The organism is Citrobacter sp. S39 (genome assembly GCF_009495675.1).
Taxonomy (GTDB): Bacteria; Pseudomonadota; Gammaproteobacteria; order Enterobacterales; family Enterobacteriaceae; genus Citrobacter; species Citrobacter freundii.
On record NZ_CP045555.1, the window covers coordinates 4,203,638 to 4,220,882 of the forward strand.

14 protein-coding genes are annotated in these 17,245 nt (G+C 55.0%); 4 read left to right on the plus strand and 10 right to left on the minus strand.

From position 1 onward, the window contains the following. Window positions 1-767 precede the first annotated feature (767 nt). On the plus strand, window positions 768-1,490 hold the full coding sequence (locus GFB57_RS20140; protein ID WP_003035181.1) for an ATP-binding cassette domain-containing protein: 723 nt from the start codon (window positions 768-770) through the stop codon (window positions 1,488-1,490). Here the strand turns inward: GFB57_RS20140 and bioD are convergent. From bioD to bioB, 4 genes are read right to left on the minus strand one after another with little or no spacing between them, the layout of a single operon-like run. Then, entirely contained in the window at window positions 1,456-2,154 is a 699-nt protein-coding gene (gene bioD, locus GFB57_RS20145; protein ID WP_003035179.1) for a dethiobiotin synthase, read from the minus strand. The two genes, GFB57_RS20140 and bioD, sit on opposite strands and share 35 nt — an antisense overlap. Next, window positions 2,147-2,902, minus strand: a complete 756-nt coding sequence (gene bioC, locus GFB57_RS20150; protein ID WP_003035177.1) for a malonyl-ACP O-methyltransferase BioC — start codon at window positions 2,900-2,902, stop codon at window positions 2,147-2,149. Before bioC ends, bioD begins: the two co-directional genes overlap by 8 nt. Next, the gene (gene bioF, locus GFB57_RS20155) at window positions 2,886-4,043 is read right to left on the minus strand and encodes an 8-amino-7-oxononanoate synthase (RefSeq protein ID WP_003035174.1); all 1,158 of its coding nucleotides are present in this window, start codon (window positions 4,041-4,043) and stop codon (window positions 2,886-2,888) included. Before bioF ends, bioC begins: the two co-directional genes overlap by 17 nt. Continuing rightward, the gene (bioB, locus tag GFB57_RS20160) at window positions 4,040-5,080 is read right to left on the minus strand and encodes a biotin synthase BioB (RefSeq protein ID WP_003035172.1); all 1,041 of its coding nucleotides are present in this window, start codon (window positions 5,078-5,080) and stop codon (window positions 4,040-4,042) included. Before bioB ends, bioF begins: the two co-directional genes overlap by 4 nt. Window positions 5,081-5,156: 76 nt before the next feature. On the opposite strand from bioB, the gene bioA reads away from it, so the two are divergent. Then, window positions 5,157-6,446, plus strand: coding sequence for an adenosylmethionine--8-amino-7-oxononanoate transaminase (gene bioA, locus GFB57_RS20165; protein ID WP_003035170.1), 1,290 nt, complete (start codon window positions 5,157-5,159; stop codon window positions 6,444-6,446). 57 nt (window positions 6,447-6,503) lie between these two features. Continuing rightward, window positions 6,504-6,980 carry a kinase inhibitor gene (locus GFB57_RS20170; protein ID WP_003035168.1) on the plus strand — a complete coding sequence of 159 codons (477 nt, stop codon included), beginning with the start codon at window positions 6,504-6,506 and terminating at the stop codon, window positions 6,978-6,980. A gap of 95 nt (window positions 6,981-7,075) precedes the next feature. On the opposite strand, the gene hutH is transcribed toward GFB57_RS20170, so the two are convergent. The 5 genes from hutH to hutI all read right to left on the minus strand — a co-directional run bounded on the left by hutH (window position 7,076) and on the right by hutI (window position 13,388). Beyond that, the gene (gene hutH, locus GFB57_RS20175; RefSeq protein ID WP_008320103.1) at window positions 7,076-8,596 is read right to left on the minus strand and encodes a histidine ammonia-lyase; all 1,521 of its coding nucleotides are present in this window, start codon (window positions 8,594-8,596) and stop codon (window positions 7,076-7,078) included. A 1-nt stretch (window position 8,597) separates the two neighbouring features. Next, entirely contained in the window at window positions 8,598-10,283 is a 1,686-nt protein-coding gene (gene hutU / locus GFB57_RS20180) for a urocanate hydratase (protein WP_003023061.1), read from the minus strand. A 136-nt stretch (window positions 10,284-10,419) separates the two neighbouring features. Continuing rightward, window positions 10,420-11,139, minus strand: coding sequence for a histidine utilization repressor (locus GFB57_RS20185; RefSeq protein WP_003023059.1), 720 nt, complete (start codon window positions 11,137-11,139; stop codon window positions 10,420-10,422). 87 nt (window positions 11,140-11,226) lie between these two features. After that, on the minus strand, window positions 11,227-12,168 hold the full coding sequence (hutG, locus tag GFB57_RS20190) for a formimidoylglutamase (protein WP_003023056.1): 942 nt from the start codon (window positions 12,166-12,168) through the stop codon (window positions 11,227-11,229). Then, window positions 12,165-13,388: an imidazolonepropionase gene (gene hutI / locus GFB57_RS20195; protein WP_003023053.1), complete on the minus strand. Its 1,224-nt coding sequence runs from the start codon at window positions 13,386-13,388 to the stop codon at window positions 12,165-12,167. Before hutI ends, hutG begins: the two co-directional genes overlap by 4 nt. A 224-nt stretch (window positions 13,389-13,612) precedes the next feature. On the opposite strand from hutI, the gene GFB57_RS20200 reads away from it, so the two are divergent. After that, window positions 13,613-14,896, plus strand: a complete 1,284-nt coding sequence (locus tag GFB57_RS20200) for a putative acyl-CoA thioester hydrolase (RefSeq protein WP_003023051.1) — start codon at window positions 13,613-13,615, stop codon at window positions 14,894-14,896. A gap of 53 nt (window positions 14,897-14,949) precedes the next feature. Here the strand turns inward: GFB57_RS20200 and GFB57_RS20205 are convergent, their stop codons facing one another. After that, window positions 14,950-17,211 (minus strand): hydratase, encoded by a 2,262-nt coding sequence (locus GFB57_RS20205; protein WP_003023049.1) that lies wholly within the window; start codon window positions 17,209-17,211, stop codon window positions 14,950-14,952. Between the last annotated feature and the right edge of the window lie 34 nt (window positions 17,212-17,245).

Consider the following 17,245-nt stretch of genomic DNA (forward strand, 5'->3'; position numbering starts at 1 on the left):
GCAGCTACCTGAAGCAATGGGCGGGCAGGTGTGTAATTTTACTCGCAGCCGTATATTTTGCCAGTAAAATATACTGGATGAAAAAACAGTAACGCGCCAGAATATTTCTGTTACCCCAGCAAAATGGCCGTGACTACAGGCTAAAATTTGTCCGCAGGCAAGATAAAACACCAGCAAAAATGTGTTATCCCCAAACCAATGACTTTTTTAACATTTGTCAAGCTACTCGATGAAAGTTTTGTGGCAACGCATGACACTTCTGCGACAGCCATTGCATTTATCTAACATCCTGTAATTTAATGATTATCATCTCGAGCCGTCTTTCGCATCAATTTAGTCGCAGGCCGCGTCTTCTCTCGCTTACATTGTGTTTTCTAACCCTAATACACAAGGTTATCCACAGGAATAGTGGATAACTGCCTCCAGCCCGTATGGACTGTAGCCTGGCAAAAACGTCCTGATGGTCTTTTCTGGTGGGATAAAAAAAAATTATCGCTATTTTTTGATATTTTTCAGCTAACGAAGCGACCTCGGATGGCCGAGATCTTGCTCGCATTTTCATCATTTTCCTGACTGCACCATCACGACACCACCAGGCACTGCCAATGTGCACAAAACAACGTCAGGAATGCGGTCAGTAAGAATTTACCGCCAGCGCTGCACGCCATCCTGCTGTATTTTTCCCCAATTCCGCTTCTGGCAAGAGATTTGCAGCTTTCTCCCGACCACCAGTCCGCGAGGCGGATATCATCATGAGGGAGAAATCTATGTTGAGTCTTCGTGCAGTGAATCACTATTACGGTAATCAACACTCGCTTTGGGATGTCGATCTCGACCTGTTGCCCGGTAAATGTACCGCCGTGCTGGGTCTTCCAGGGATGGGAAAGACTACGCTTGCCAATTGCATCATCGGCAATTTACCGATTGAGAGCGGAACTATGTTCTGGCATCAGGCTGGCGCACCACCTTGCGATCTGCTTCAGATTCCGGCGGCAAAGCGCATTGCACTAGGTATTAACTGTGTATCACAGGAGCGGCGAATTTTTTCGCAACTGACGGTAGAGGAAAATCTGCACATTGCGCGCCAGGCGGTTGAGGAAAGCGAAGCAATGAACAGCAGCGATATTTACCGCCTGTTTCCACAGCTGTTTGTACTGCGTCAGGCCAAAGGAGTGGCATTGTCGGAGGAAAATCAGCACCAGCTTGCACTCGCCAGTGCGTTGGTCACTCGCCCGCGTCTGCTGATCCTCGATGAGCCCACACGAGGAACAGGCCAGGCGTATATCCACAAACTGGGGAATCTGATTGTAAGGCTAAGCCAGGAGCTTGGCATCACCATTATGCTCGCGGAGCAGAGCCTGCCGTTCATTCGTCGGGTCGCCGACTGCTATTGCTTGTTACATCGTGGCCGCAACGTGGCTCAAGGGCAAATAACACAATTCAGCGACCCGCTAATCAACGACTGGTGGATGCCAGAGACAAAACGCTAAGATCGATATAACGACCTGTCGATGCTTGCTCCGGCTCTTCTGCCAGCCAGGGAATTTCCCCCAGCAGCGGAGCCGCAAGCGCACGCTTTAGCGTCGCCATATATTCAGCATGACGCTTGCCGGGTGGCGTCACATCATTGGCAACCCATCCGGCGAGCGTCAGCCCGGCCTGCTGCACCGCCAGGGCGGTCAAAATGGCATGATTGATACAACCGAGCTTAACGCCAACCACCAGAATCACCGGCAGTTGTTCCTCTTTTACCCAGTCAGAAAAACTCAGCGTTGGCGAAAGCGGCGTAAACCATCCGCCTGCACCTTCCACCAATACCCAGTCAGCCTGTTCTTCAAGCAGGCGTAAACCCGCAGACATCACGGAGGCCTGAATGGGGCGCCCTTCGTCAGCACTGATGATATGCGGTGAGGTAGGTTCCGCGAAGGTATACGGATTGATGGCTGCATAATCCACGGCTACAACACTGTTGCGCTGTAGTGCCAGCGCATCACTGTTTCGCAGACCTTCATCCGTCATTTCACTGCCTGACGCCACCGGCTTATAGCCGACGGTTCGCAACCCCAATTGTCCCGCCGCCTGAAGCAACGCACAGCTGGCGATAGTTTTACCTACTTCAGTGTCCGTCCCGGTGACAAAATACGTGTTAGTCACGTTGAATCACTCCCAAAAAAAGATGATAGGTCAGCGGATATTTCCCCTGCTGACAGGGCCAGGCGAGCTGTAGCTGACGCAGTTGCGAGCGGGTCAGCACACGCTGCTCGCGTCCATCATGCAAATGCGTCGCACCAATACCCTTCAACGAGCGCATGGCGCTCAGCGCATCGTCAAACCACAGCGTGACGGCATGAGACTGGTATTCAACGTCCCAGCCGCACAGCGCGTTTTCCAGTTGCTCCACGGGCAAAAAACGGTTGGCATGCTCCCGGTCATCAACTGTTCGCCACGCCTGACGAAGTTCCGGCATCGAACCTTGCGCCAGGGTACTAAACGCCACCGTTCCGCCAGGACGCACCACCCGGTATAGCTCGCTTAACGCACCGCGTAGGTCGCTGCACCACTGCACGGCCAGATTGCTCCAGGCCAGGTCGAAAGTGGCAGCGGCCTGCGGAATGGCTTCGATATCCGCCAGCAGATAGTGATGGGCAACATCGTGACGCTGCGCTTCAGCCAGCATTTGCGCCGACAGATCCAGCGCGCAGACCTCGCTCCCCTGCTCCCGCCAGTAGCGACTCATACGCCCAGGCCCACAGCCCGCGTCCAAAACCCTTGAGAACGCCCGGCCATCGAGTTGTGCCAGTAACGCATCGGCACTCTGACGTTGTAGCTCTGCGTGTTGCTCATAGTGGGTGGCAGCGCGGCCAAACGCGGCGGCAATCGCCTGTTTATTGACCTGCGCCATGCAACACCTCCAGTAGACGATCGATATCCTGCACCTCATGCGCCTGGGTCAGCGTCAGCCGTAATCTGGCCGTACCAATGGGCACCGTTGGTGGGCGAATTGCCGTCACCCAGCATCCCTGTTGCCGTAATGTCTGTGCCAGTTGCAGGGCTTTATGATTGTCGCCAACGATCAGCGGTTGAATAGCGCTGTCTGAATGCGCCAGCGTCAAATCCGTAGTATTCACCCCAGCGCGAAAACGCTGGATCAGCATCGCTAACTTTTCCCGGCGTTCATCGCCTTCACGGCTGCGGATCACCGCCAGCGCAGCGCGTAAAGCCTGCGCCTGCGCCGGAGGCATGCTGGTGCTGTAGATCAGATGGCGGGCAAACTGCAGCAGATAGTCGGCCACGCTATCAGAACACAGGATCGCCGCACCGCTGACGCCAAACCCTTTGCCAAACGTCACCACGAGCAGCTCAGGTTTCACCTGCTGTCGAGAGCACGAGCCGCGCCCTTCCTCACCGCTTACGCCAATCCCATGCGCATCATCCACCAGCAGCCACGCGCCCTGCCGTTTCGCCACCGCGTGGATTTTTGCCAGCGGCGCACTATCGCCATCCATGCTGAATACGCCTTCAGTGACCACCAGTTGCTGCCCCGGACAGGGGGAAGTCAGCAGACGCTCCAGATGTTGCGGATCGTTATGGGTAAAGCGACGTAAAACAGCAGGGCTAAGGCTGGCGGCCTCCAACAGCGAGGCATGGCTAAGCCTGTCGGCGACAATGCGATCGTCTTTTTCCATCAATGCGGCTATCACTGCCTGATTAGCGGCAAAACCGGAGATGAACAACAGCGCCCGGGAATAACCGAGCCACTGCGCCAGCTCTTCTTCCAGCGCCTGATGAGCAACGGAATAACCGCTGACATGGCCCGAGCCGCCACTGCCGACGCCAAAACGCTCTGCACCCTGCTGCCACGCGCAGATAATTTGCGGATGGTGGCTTAAGCCGAGATAGTCGTTGCTGGAGAAATTCAGATACTGACGACCGCCAGCCTGTAACCAGCGACCAGCACCCTGTGTCACTGCATAGCGCCGACGCCACGCATCAGCACGACGACGCGCCGTTAGCGCATCGTCGATTTTTTGCTGCCAGGTCATACGGTTGCCGCGTTGTAGTAATCGTCGGTATCCGGGGTACGCAGCGCCTGCTCCAGACGTTGTTGCTGTTCGTTATCACCCGCCAGTACCGCCGTTTGCTGCGGGTTAAGACCCAGCTTACGGAACAACAATAAATCTTTATCTTCGTTCGGGTTCGGCGTGGTCAGCAGTTTGCAGCCGTAGAAAATCGAGTTGGCCCCGGCCATAAAGCACATTGCCTGGGTTTGTTCGTTCATCTGCTCGCGCCCGGCAGAAAGACGTACGTATGAGGTCGGCATCATGATGCGCGCGACGGCGATAGTACGTATAAAATCAAAAGCATCTACGTCGTCGTTATCGGCAAGCGGCGTGCCCTTCACTTTCACCAACATGTTGATCGGCACGCTTTCCGGCGGCGTCGGCAGATTCGCTAATTGCAGCAGCAGACCCGCGCGGTCGTTCACTGTTTCACCCAGCCCCACAATCCCGCCGGAGCAAACTTTAATGCCCGCCTCACGCACTTTATCCAGCGTATCCAGGCGCTCCTGATACGAACGGGTGGTAATGATATTGCCGTAAAATTCCGGCGAGGTGTCGAGGTTGTGGTTGTAGTAGTCCAGACCCGCATTGGCCAGGCGCTGGGCCTGAGATTCGTCCAGCGTGCCCAGCGTCATACAGGCTTCCAGCCCCAGTTCTTTCACGCCCTGAACCATTTTTTCCAGGTACGGCATATCGCGTTCGTGAGGGTTCTTCCACGCCGCGCCCATGCAAAACCGCGTTGAGCCGGCTTGTTTCGCCTTACGGGCAGAGTCCAGAACCTGTTCAACTTCCATCAAACGTTCCGTTTCCAGTCCGGTTTTATAGCGGGAACTTTGCGGGCAGTATTTGCAGTCTTCCGGGCAAGCACCGGTCTTAATCGACAGCAGCGTACTAACTTGTACCTGCCGCGGATCGAAATGCTGACGATGAACCTGCTGCGCTTCAAACAACAGATCCAGCAGCGGTTTTTCAAATAATTCGGTGACTTGCGACATTGTCCAGCGAGAAGAATGAGCCATATTGGTATACGTTTCGTTGTTAGTTTGGTGTAGACTCGTAAACCTAAATCTTTTTAATTTGGTTTACAAGTCGATTATGACAACGGACGATCTTGCGTTTGACCAACGCCATATCTGGCACCCTTACACCTCCATGACCTCCCCGCTACCGGTTTATCCGGTGACGCGTGCCGAAGGTTGTGAACTGATATTAGCCAGCGGTGAGAAGCTGATTGACGGCATGTCATCCTGGTGGGCGGCGATCCACGGTTACAATCACCCGCAGCTGAATGCCGCGATGAAAACGCAGATTGATGCCATGTCGCACGTGATGTTTGGCGGCATTACCCATGCCCCGGCTATTGCGCTGTGTCGCCAGTTGGTGGCGATGACGCCCGAGGCGCTGGAGTGCGTTTTTCTCGCGGATTCTGGTTCGGTCGCCGTGGAAGTCGCGATGAAAATGGCGCTGCAATACTGGCAGGCCAAAGGTGAATCCCGTCAGCGTTTCCTGACATTTCGTAACGGTTATCACGGCGATACTTTCGGCGCGATGTCGGTCTGCGATCCCGACAACTCGATGCACAGTCTGTGGAAGGGTTATCTGCCTGATAACCTGTTTGCGCCCGCTCCGCAAAGCCGGATGGGCGGCGAATGGGACGAACTGGATATGGTGCCTTTTGCCCGTCTGATGGCCGCACATCGCCACGAAATTGCGGCAGTGATCCTTGAGCCGATTGTGCAGGGCGCTGGCGGCATGCGCATGTATCACCCCGAATGGTTAAAGCGCATCCGTAAGATGTGTGACCGGGAAGGCATTTTGCTGATTGCCGATGAAATCGCCACCGGATTTGGTCGCACGGGCAAGCTGTTTGCCTGTGAGCATGCCGATATCACTCCGGACATTTTGTGCCTTGGCAAAGCGTTAACCGGCGGAACGATGACCCTTTCCGCCACCCTGACCACGCGCCTGGTTGCGGAAACCATCAGTAACGGTGAAGCCGGATGTTTTATGCACGGCCCGACTTTCATGGGTAATCCACTGGCCTGCGCCGTCGCCTCTGCCAGCCTGTCGCTGCTCGAAACCGGCGAATGGCGCTCGCAGGTCGCGGCCATTGAAGCGCAGTTGCGTGAAGAACTCGCCCCGGCGGCAGATTCCCGTTGGGTCGCCGACGTGCGCGTGCTTGGTGCCATCGGCGTGATAGAAACCACGCATCCGGTGAATATGGCCGCGTTACAGAAGTTCTTTGTCGAACAGGGCGTGTGGGTAAGACCGTTTGGTAAGCTCATTTATCTGATGCCGCCGTACATCATCAAGCCCGAACAACTGCGTCGTCTGACCCAGGCCGTCAACGAGGCTGTGCGCAATGCAACATTTTTTAGCGATTAATCAGCGGTAAGCTCTACGGTTTCTGGCTACACTTTTTGGCTAACGAGAGGAGTCAGCATGAAACTAATCAGTAACGATCTGCGCGATGGCGAAAAGCTTCCTCATCGCCACGTCTTTAACGGCATGGGATATGACGGGGATAATATTTCCCCGCACCTGGCATGGGATGATGTGCCCGCCGGGACTAAAAGCTTTGTCGTGACCTGTTACGATCCTGATGCGCCAACCGGCTCCGGCTGGTGGCACTGGGTGGTGGTTAACCTGCCTGCAGATACCCGGGTTTTACCACAAGGTTACGGCTCGGGGCTGGTTGCGTTGCCGGAAGGCGTGCTGCAAACACGCACGGATTTTGGTAAAGCCGGTTATGGTGGCGCTGCGCCGCCGAAGGGGGAAAACCACCGCTATATCTTTACGGTTCACGCACTGGATGTGGAGCGTATTGATGTCGATGAGGACGCCAGCGGCGCGATGGTTGGATTTAACGTCCATTTCCACTCGCTCGCCAGCGCTTCTATTACCGCAATATTTAGCTAAGTTCTGTTATGCCGGATGTCGGCTTAGCCTCATCCGGCGTACAAAGCAGACCGTAAGCCTGATAAGACGCGTCAGCGTCGCCATCAGGCAATTTTCTACAGAAATTCAGGCAGCAATTTCAGCAACGTTCCTTGCGCTAACAGTTCGGTCGCGCACTCGATATCCGGTGCGAAAAAGCGATCCTGCGTGTAATGAGCAACCTGCTCGCGTAAAGCCTGGCGCGCCTGCTCCAGCAGCGGGCTTGAGGTTAACCCTTCACGCAGGTCAATCCCCTGACACGCCGCCAGCCACTCTACGGCAATCACGCCGCGCGTATTTGCTGCCATCTCCCACAGTCTGCGCCCCGCCGCCGGAGCCATAGATACGTGATCTTCCTGGTTGGCGGACGTCGGTAAACTGTCTACGCTATGCGGATGCGCCAGCGCTTTGTTCTCACTCGCCAGCGCGGCAGCCGTGACTTGAGCAATCATAAAGCCGGAGTTCACCCCACCGTTTTTCACCAAAAACGGCGGCAGTTGCGACATGTGTTTATCCATCATTAACGCAATGCGTCGCTCCGATAACGAGCCGATTTCCGCAATCGCCAGCGCCAGATTATCTGCTGCCATCGCCACCGGTTCAGCATGGAAGTTGCCGCCAGATATGACATCCCCCTCTTCGGCAAATACCAGCGGGTTGTCGGAAACCGCATTGGCTTCCACCAGCAGAACATCCATCACCTGGCGCATTTGCGTCAGACATGCCCCCATCACCTGTGGCTGACAGCGCAGAGAATACGGATCCTGCACTTTCTCACAGTTATGATGCGACTGCGAAAGCGAGCTGGTGTCGGTCAATACGTGACGATACAGCGTTGCGGCATCAATCTGCCCACGCTGCCCTCGCGCGGCGTGAATACGGGCGTCAAACGGACGACGGGAACCCAGCACGGCTTCGGTGGTCAGCGCCCCGCACACCGTTGCAGACGCAAACAGTTCCTGAGCTTCAATTAGCCCACGCAGCGCAAAGGCCGTCGAAGCCTGGGTGCCGTTGAGCAACGCCAACCCTTCTTTTGCCTCCAGCGTTATCGGCTCCAGCCCGGCCTTTTTCAGCGCTTCGGTCGCCGGGAGCCATTCACCCTGCCAGCGCGCCGTCCCTTCTCCCAACAGCGTCAAAGACATATGCGCCAGCGGCGCCAGGTCACCCGATGCCCCCACGGAGCCTTTCGCCGGGATCAGTGGATACACCTCGGCATTCACCAGCGCAATCAGCGCTTCAATCACGCTCAGGCGAATACCGGAAAAACCGCGCGCCAGGCTGTTGATTTTCAGCACCATAATCAGACGCACCATCGCGTCGTCCAGCGCCTCGCCGACACCTGCCGCATGGGAAAGCACCAGCGAACGCTGCAAATTCTGCAAATCTTCCGTGGCGATACGGGTCTGGGCCAGCAGGCCAAAGCCGGTATTAATGCCATACGCCGTACGGCCTTCAGCGACAATATTATTGACGCAGGCGACGCTGGCGTTAATAGCATCGATCGCCCCGGCATCCAGACTCAGTTTGACCGGCTGCTGCCAGATTTCACGTAGCTGGATAAAACTCAGATGGCCCGGCGTGAGTGTCATGGTGTTCATATCAGCGTTTCTCCTGCGTCGCGGTAACCATCGGCAAATTTAGCCCTTCTTCGACGGCGCATTCCACCGCAATGTCATATCCGGCGTCGGCGTGACGCATCACCCCGGTCGCTGGATCGTTATGTAAGACCCGGGCGATACGCGCCGCGGCTTCATCGGTGCCATCGCAAACAATCACCATCCCGGCATGCTGAGAGAAGCCCATACCGACCCCGCCACCGTGATGCAGCGACACCCAGGTCGCGCCGCTGGCGGTGTTAAGCAGCGCGTTCAGCAGCGGCCAGTCGGATACGGCGTCTGAGCCGTCACGCATAGCTTCAGTTTCGCGGTTCGGGCTGGCAACAGAACCGGAGTCCAGATGGTCACGGCCAATAACAATCGGCGCGGATACTTCACCGCTGCGCACCATTTCATTAAACGCCAGCCCTAGTTTCTGACGCCACTCCAGGCCGACCCAGCAGATACGTGCCGGTAAACCCTGGAAATTAATCCGCTCACGCGCCATATCCAGCCAGTGATGAAGGTGCTTATCATCTGCCACGATCTCTTTCACTTTGGCATCTGTTTTATAAATATCCTGCGGATCGCCGGACAGCGCCACCCAACGGAACGGGCCAATGCCGCGACAGAACAACGGTCGAATATAAGCAGGTACGAAGCCGGGGAAATCAAAAGCATTTTCCACGCCCATCTCTTTGGCCATCTGGCGAATGTTGTTGCCGTAATCAAACGTTGGCACGCCCATTTTGCTAAACGCCAGCATCGCCTCAACGTGCGTTGCCATTGAACGTTTCGCCGCCTGCACCGTGCCCTGCGGATCGGACACCGCTTTTGCCTGATACTCTTCCCAGCTCCAGCCAGACGGCAGATAACCATGCAGCGGATCGTGGGCGCTGGTCTGGTCGGTGACCATATCCGGGCGCACACCGCGCTTCACCAGTTCCGGCACAACGTCGGCGGCGTTCGCACACAGCGCAATGGAGACCGCTTTACCCTCGCGAGTGTATTTGTCGATACGCGCCAGCGCATCGTCAAGCGATGTCGCCTGCTCGTCCACGTAACGGGTACGCAGACGGAAATCGATTCGGCTTTGCTGGCATTCAATGTTCAGCGAACACGCCCCCGCAAGCGTAGCGGCTAACGGCTGCGCCCCGCCCATACCGCCCAGTCCGGCGGTCAGTACCCAGCGCCCGCTCAGGTTACCCTGATAATGCTGACGCCCGGCCTCAACGAAGGTTTCATAAGTCCCCTGCACGATGCCCTGGCTGCCGATGTAGATCCAGCTCCCGGCGGTCATCTGGCCGTACATCGCCAGCCCTTTGGCGTCCAGTTCGTTGAAGTGTTCCCAGGTAGCCCAATGTGGCACCAGGTTGGAGTTGGCAATCAGCACGCGCGGTGCGTTGTCGTGAGTTTTGAATACGCCTACCGGTTTTCCGGACTGGACCAGCAGCGTCTCATCGGTCTCCAGTTTGGTCAGCGCGTTGACGATGGCGTCATAGCATTCCCAGTCCCGTGCGGCGCGGCCAATCCCGCCGTAAACCACCAGCTCATGCGGATTTTCCGCCACATCGGGATCCAGATTATTCATTAACATGCGCAGCGGCGCTTCGGTCAGCCAGCTTTTGGCCGTTAAGGTGGTGCCGCGTGGGGCACGAATATCCTGCTGACGATATTTGCTATGGGACATGACAGAAAACTCCTCGCGAACGTCGGGTAGATAAGTAACATATACTTGTCTATACAAGTCACCGCAAGGATGATTTTAACAATTAAGATACATTTTTATTATATTGCGTCAGCAATCACGGTTTTCATCTCCTGTATCAGGACATAAACCGCCCTTGCAGTCGATAGCGGGAACCAGGGAACAGCAAACGGGCATGAGAGACAATGGATGACGCGGACCAGGTCTTGCGGCGGATCAGCAGGCAGGGATCGTGTTCTTTGATGTTCAGCAACGCGCACTCTTCGGCGCTGGCGCGAACGGCCTCAACGATATGCTCACCTTCGGTCAAGGGGGCTATCAGCGACAGGTAAGCGTGCGGCGTAGTCTGGCTGTAATCCTGCGCCAGATACTCCGGCACAATTTCGGCATTCACGCAGCGATCTTCAATCTGTACTGGCAGATCGTTCTCGTAGTGCACCATGACAGAGTGAAAAATAGAGGTGCCTTCTTTGACGTTTAATACCAAAGCCTGCTGCGCGTTTGCCCGGGTTCTTTCCAGCGTCAGCACTTCGCACCGGTGCTGATGCTGACGGGCGTTGATTTCATCCGCGATGCTGCGAATTTCAAACAGCGCGGACTGACCTTTTGGCTCGGCGACAAACGTCCCCACGCCCTGCAAACGCACCAGTAAACCTTCATCCGTTAACTCACGCAGCGCCCGGTTGATGGTCATGCGGCTGAAACCATACTGCGCCACCAGCTCTGCCTCAGACGGAATGCGATCGTGAGGCTGCCAGATACCGCTGGCAATTTTTTCGCTGATCTCCTGTTTGACCTTTTCGTAAAAAGGAGCCGGAGCAGAACGGGATGGGAGCATGCGTGAGCCTTCCTTAAGCTGAAAATGTGAGTGGGTACAGTTTACAGGCATTACCCGAACCTGATAAGCGCAACGCCATCAGGTATGTCAGTGCCACCAGTGGGCGATTTGCCAGCCTAATCGCGCCGCAACCCGCGCCGCCCTGCCATCATCGTCAAAGCGTGGATTAAATTCAACCATATCCACCGCCTGTAGTTTACCGCTACAACACAGAGGCTCAATCAGTCTCAGCAGCGTCGCCAACGGTACGCCAAGCGCGGCGGGGGCCGACACACCGGGCATTTCCCACACCGGCAGCACGTCGAGGTCAATTGTCAGATAGATGACATCCAGATTGGCAATGAACTGCGCTAGCTGCGCCTGCGCCGTACCACAATGCAGATCCTCCACTACGGTCACACCGAGCCGCTGGGCCTCATCCCAAAGCGCCTGGGTGTTTGCCGCCCGGCTGACGCCGATACAGGCATAGTGAAATTCACGCTGTTGTTCATCGCAAAGCTGCGCCAACTGGCGAAACGGCGTACCGGATGTAGCCTGCCCGGCATGGCGCAAATCGAGATGCGCATCGAAGTTGACTATCCCCACTTTCGCCTGCGGGAACGCGTCCAGCACACCTGCACCATGGGCATATGCGGTTTCGTGTCCGCCACCCAAAACAAAGGTGCGCATATTTTCCTGCTGGCAACGCTGTACTGCATTGCGTAGCGCCTGCTGCGCGCCCTCAAGATCGGGGGCCTGCGCCACAATATTGCCCAGATCCACCAGTCGATGATGCCCATCGTGGCTGGCTAAATTCGCCAGCGCCTTGCGCAGCACATCGGGCGCTCCGGCAGCTCCCGTGCGCCCCTGATTACGTTTAACACCTTCGTCGCAAGCAAACCCGAGCAACGCTATCTGCTCGCGATACATTTCTGGGCTAAACGTCGGGCTCTGGGTGATAGTCTGAAACAGGCGCAGCGCATTCGGCGATTCGGCCCGGTCATCACGTCCCTGCCATAGCGCAGGTGAAGCAGGTTGCCAGTGAGTCATGCTATTTGTCCTTTGAATACGCGTTGGTAGAGCGGGTTGCGCCCGGGTTCATACAGGATCTCAACAGGAAGTGTTGCATCCCACACCACAAAATCGGCCACAAACCCGGCCTTCAATTGACCGTGGGTGGCGTGACGCCCCAGCGCCCGGGCCGCATGACGGGTTACGCCCGCCCATGCTTCTTCCGGCGTTAAGCCAAACTGAACGCAGGCCATATTCATCGCCCAGTGCAGGCTGATAAACGGGCTGGTACCGGGGTTAAAATCTGTCGCTACCGCCATCGGTACCTGATATTGACGCAGCAACGCTACCGGTGGGCGCTGCTGCTCTTTGAGGAAATAGAATGCGCCGGGCAGCAGCACGCCGACCGTACCGCTTTGGCTCATTGCCGCCACGCCCGCTTCATCGAGGTATTCAATATGATCGGCGGATAGCCCGTGGTAGCGGCTTACCAACTGTGCGCCGCCAAGCAATGACAGTTGTTCGACATGGCCTTTAATCGGGATGCCCAGCGCCTGCGCAGCCTGAAACACCCGCTCACTCTGCGCCAACGAAAAACCAACGCTTTCACAGAACAGATCAACGGTCTCAAACAGCCCTTGTTCCCACAGCTGCGGCAAAATGGTCTCGCACACCAGCGTAATATAGCCGTCAGGATCATCCCTGAATTCCGTTGGCGTCGCATGCGCAGCCAACAGCGTCGGGCTGATTTCAACGATATTCTCTGCCGCCAGCGCTGCCACCACGCGCAATATTTTCTCTTCTGTCGGCAAATCCAGGCCGTAGCCGGATTTTATTTCCAACAGCGTAACACCTTCTTTGATCAGCTGTTCCATCCGCTGATGAGCTACGTGTAAGAGTTGTTCATCCGTGGCGCTGCGGGTCGCCGATACGGTGGCATTGATCCCCCCACCCTGAGCGCTTATCTGCTGGTAGGAGACACCATTTAACCGCTGCTCCCATTCACCTGCGCGGTTTCCGCCAAAGACGAGATGCGTATGGCAATCAATCAGGCCTGGCGTAATCAGCCGGCCCTGCATATCAAAAGTATTGTCATGTGTGAGATATAACGATGATTCCGGGACGATATCGCGAATCTTGCCCTGGCGGACGATCAGCGCGTGACCATCCACCAGCCCATATGGGGTACCACGTTCAGGATCCATAGTCGCCAGACGAACATTGCGCCAGATAACATCATCAGGGAAGAATTGCTGCATTCGACTCACCACTTGTCATAGGTTGTATAGACATTTATTTTTGATTATAGGGATGTTGTCAACCTGAAGAGCCATAATTGTTATCTATTTGTGATATAAAGACTCTCCGCGCCAGACATTGCTGCGATAAAAAACAACTTTTTACCTTTTCGCCTTCCCGTTTCGCTCAACTTAGTATAAAAAAGCAGGCTTTAATGGATAACTTTCAAAGCCCGGAGCAACCTGTGAACATATCATCAGTTTCCCGTCTGGCGCTGGCAATGGCTTTTGGCGTGACGCTGACCGCCTGTAGCTCTACGCCGCCCGATCAAATTCCTTCCGATCAGACCGCGCCAGGTACCTCTTCGCGCCCGATCTTGTCGGCCAATGAAGCGAAAAACTTCGTTGCTGCGCACTATTTTTCCGCGCTGACGCCAAACACCGCGCCATGGAGCCCTTCTTCAATTTCTTTGCCTGCACAACCTGACTTCGTCGTTGGCCCGGCAGGCACTCAGGGCGTAACCCATACCAGCATTCAGGCTGCGGTGGATGCGGCAATCATCAAACGTACGAACAAACGTCAGTACATCGCGATTATGCCGGGCGAGTATCAGGGCACGGTATACATCCCGGCAGCAACGGGTAGCCTGACGCTGTACGGTATGGGCGAAAAACCGCTGGATGTAAAAATTGGCCAGGCCATTGACGGTGACATGAGCACCGCAGACTGGCGTCGTACGGTGAACCCAGGCGGTAAATATATGCCGGGTAAACCTGCGTGGTATATGTTTGATAATTGCCAGAACAAACGTGGCACAAATATTGGTGTGATGTGTTCTGCCGTCGTCTGGTCGCAAAACAACGGTCTGCAATTGCAGAACCTGACCATCGAAAACAACCTCGGTGACAGCGTTGATGCGGGTAACCACCCGGCCGTTGCACTGCGTACCGATGGCGATAAAGTGCAGATCAACAAGGTCAATATTCTGGGTCGTCAGAATACGTTCTTTGTAACCAACAGCGGCGTACAAAACCGTCTGGAAAACGATCGTCAGCCTCGCACGCTGGTAACCAACAGCTACATTGAAGGTGATGTGGATATCGTTTCTGGTCGTGGCGCAGTGGTGTTCGAGAACACCGATTTCCGTGTAGTGAACTCCCGTACCCAGCAGGAAGCCTATGTGTTCGCACCGGCTACTCTGTCAAACATCTACTACGGTTTCCTGGCGATTAATAGCCGCTTCACGGCAAGCGGCGATGGCGTGGCGCAGTTAGGCCGATCGCTGGATGTCGATTCCAACACTAACGGTCAGGTCGTTATCCGTGACAGCGTGATTAACGAAGGCTTTAACATGGCAAAACCATGGGCTGACAGCGTTATCGCAAAACGCCCGTTTGCCGGTAATACCGGTGCGGAAGATGACAAAGGTGAAATCCAGCGCAACCTGAACGACACCAACTTCAACCGCATGTGGGAATACAACAACCGCGGTATCGGTAGCAAAGTGGTTGCCGAGCCGAAGCAGTAATCCCAGAGTAAAAAAAGGTCGCCATATTTACGCTGGCGACCTTTTTTATAGCGTTACACCAAACGCGACTTATTAAAGTTAATCAAACCCCCCGCTTTAATAATCTCACGCTCCTCGGCGGTCAGGCTTTCCATATACAAGCTGATTTTACGCATCGCGCCATCAGCATGAAGAACGTACGCTTTTATCTCGCGGCTGCACTCATCCAGCGCACGGCGAATACCGGGAATATAGATATAGTCCCCGACCTCAAAAGAGGGTTTCTCAGCCATTTGTAGCGGTAACATTCCCCAGTTAATGACATTGGAACGGTAACGCTTGGTGGCATATTCCTCGGCGATGTTTGCCAGCCCACCGATCACTCGCTGACAGCTTGCCGCCTGCTCGCGCGCAGAACCATCACCAGGCTTGACGGCATAAATCATGCTGCCAATCTCAGTCTCCAGTGGTTGCGTGTTTTCCTGACCGGTAATCTGCTGGATGCGTGCAAAAACGGACGCCAGTTCGCTAACGTCACCCGCCTGACGTTGTTTTTCCCGTTCAGCGACCGCCTTGCTTCTGCCAACGTAGCCGGGATCGCGTCGGGAAAGGGTAAATTCCGCCAGCCCCAAAGGATTGGAACGATACGAAGAGGTTTCTCCAGACGGGATAAGCTCATCCGTCGTTGTCACGTCATCAAGTATTTTTGAGGCCACTTTCAGCAGAATATTTTCTGTTAACGCGCCCAGTTCCGGCCAGTCTTTAATATTCGGGCCGTAAATGAGCGGCTGTTGCGTGGCTCCTTTCACAAACCCCTGGTATACGCGGCTCTTATATGGCGCAGGATTAAACGCATAGTCAGGTACAGCCTCCCAGCAGTCCAGATCCGTCGCGGCAGTGAGAAATCCTCCATTTGCTGCCGTAGCCGCAATTGATCGCGCATCCATCAGCGCAACGGCTGACATTTGACCATTGCCCGGCTTCGAGCCTTCTCGGTTAGGGAAGTTGCGCGTGGTATGGCGGATGCTAAGACCATTGTTGATTGGCGTATCGCCCGCACCAAAGCATGGACCACAGAATGCGGTTCTGATGACGGCCCCCGCTCCCAGTAAATCCGTAACGACACCTTTCTGCGCTAAATCCATAAACACCGGCTGTGACGAGGGGTAGACAGCCAGCGAGAAAGCATCATTACCGCAGGATTGACCACGTAATGCCTGCGCCGCAGCAATCACGTTTTCATAGTTGCCGCCCGAGCATCCAGCAATGATCCCCTGCTGTACTTTTAAGCGTCCGTTCTCCACTTTATCCAACAACGAGAGGCTGGCTTTACCTTGCGCGATTCGCGCAGATTCAACTTCAATCTCCCGGAGAATATCCGTCAGATTTTCATTGAGTGTAGCAATCTCATAGACATTACTTGGATGGAATGGCAGCGCAATCATCGGCTTAACCGCACTCAGATCGACATAAATACACCCATCGTACCAGGCCATCGGCTGCGGGTTGAGCGGGCGATAATCCTGTTCGCGACCGTGTAATGCCAGCCAACTGCGAGTTTCATCATCCGTTTGCCAGACAGAGCTCAGGCAGGTGGTTTCGGTGGTCATTACATCAACGCTGTTGCGAAAATCCGTTGAGAGATGGCGAATGCCAGGGCCGACAAACTCCATGACCTTATTTTTGACGTAGCCATTTTTAAACACCGCGCCAATGATAGCCAAAGCCACATCCTGCGGGCCGATGCCCGCAACAGGCTTGCCGGTCAGATAAACGGCAACAACGCCAGGATAATCAATATCCCAGGTATCGTTTAACAGCTGCTTGACCAGCTCACCGCCCCCTTCTCCTACCGCCATCGTGCCTAATGCACCGTAACGCGTGTGGCTGTCTGAGCCGAGGATCATTTTGCCGCCCCCGGCCATCATTTCACGCATGTACTGATGGATGACGGCAATATGTGGCGGCACAAAGATTCCGCCGTAACGCTGTGCCGCAGACAGACCAAACATATGATCGTCACCGTTAATGGTTCCCCCTACCGCGCATAATGAGTTATGGCAGTTCGTCAGAACGTACGGTAAAGGAAAGCGCTCCATTCCTGATGCTTTAGCGGTCTGAATAATACCGACAAAGGTAATATCGTGTGAGGCTAATGAATCAAACTTAATTTTTAGCTTATTCATGTCACCGGACGTATTATGCTCTGAGATAATCGACCACGCGATAGTTCCTTTTTTCGCCTCTTCTTTACAGATTGGTTCAGACACCCCATCCTCAGCGATAATTTCATTATTACCGGAGAGGTAAATCCCTTTCTCATATAATTTAATCATTAGATACTCCACATTGCTGTGCTCCAACCAGAGC

What these genes read in the sequence shown, in the direction of transcription:
- GFB57_RS20140 (WP_003035181.1), top strand. Translation starts at nt 768, where the DNA reads ATGTTGAGTCTTCGTGCAGTGAATCACTATTACGGTAATCAACACTCG.
- bioC (WP_003035177.1), bottom strand. Translation starts at nt 2,902, where the DNA reads ATGGCGCAGGTCAATAAACAGGCGATTGCCGCCGCGTTTGGCCGCGCT.
- bioF (WP_003035174.1), bottom strand. Translation starts at nt 4,043, where the DNA reads ATGACCTGGCAGCAAAAAATCGACGATGCGCTAACGGCGCGTCGTCGT.
- bioB (WP_003035172.1), bottom strand. Translation starts at nt 5,080, where the DNA reads ATGGCTCATTCTTCTCGCTGGACAATGTCGCAAGTCACCGAATTATTT.
- bioA (WP_003035170.1), top strand. Translation starts at nt 5,157, where the DNA reads ATGACAACGGACGATCTTGCGTTTGACCAACGCCATATCTGGCACCCT.
- GFB57_RS20170 (WP_003035168.1), top strand. Translation starts at nt 6,504, where the DNA reads ATGAAACTAATCAGTAACGATCTGCGCGATGGCGAAAAGCTTCCTCAT.
- hutH (WP_008320103.1), bottom strand. Translation starts at nt 8,596, where the DNA reads ATGAACACCATGACACTCACGCCGGGCCATCTGAGTTTTATCCAGCTA.
- hutU (WP_003023061.1), bottom strand. Translation starts at nt 10,283, where the DNA reads ATGTCCCATAGCAAATATCGTCAGCAGGATATTCGTGCCCCACGCGGC.
- GFB57_RS20185 (WP_003023059.1), bottom strand. Translation starts at nt 11,139, where the DNA reads ATGCTCCCATCCCGTTCTGCTCCGGCTCCTTTTTACGAAAAGGTCAAA.
- hutG (WP_003023056.1), bottom strand. Translation starts at nt 12,168, where the DNA reads ATGACTCACTGGCAACCTGCTTCACCTGCGCTATGGCAGGGACGTGAT.
- hutI (WP_003023053.1), bottom strand. Translation starts at nt 13,388, where the DNA reads ATGCAGCAATTCTTCCCTGATGATGTTATCTGGCGCAATGTTCGTCTG.
- GFB57_RS20205 (WP_003023049.1), bottom strand. Translation starts at nt 17,211, where the DNA reads ATGATTAAATTATATGAGAAAGGGATTTACCTCTCCGGTAATAATGAA.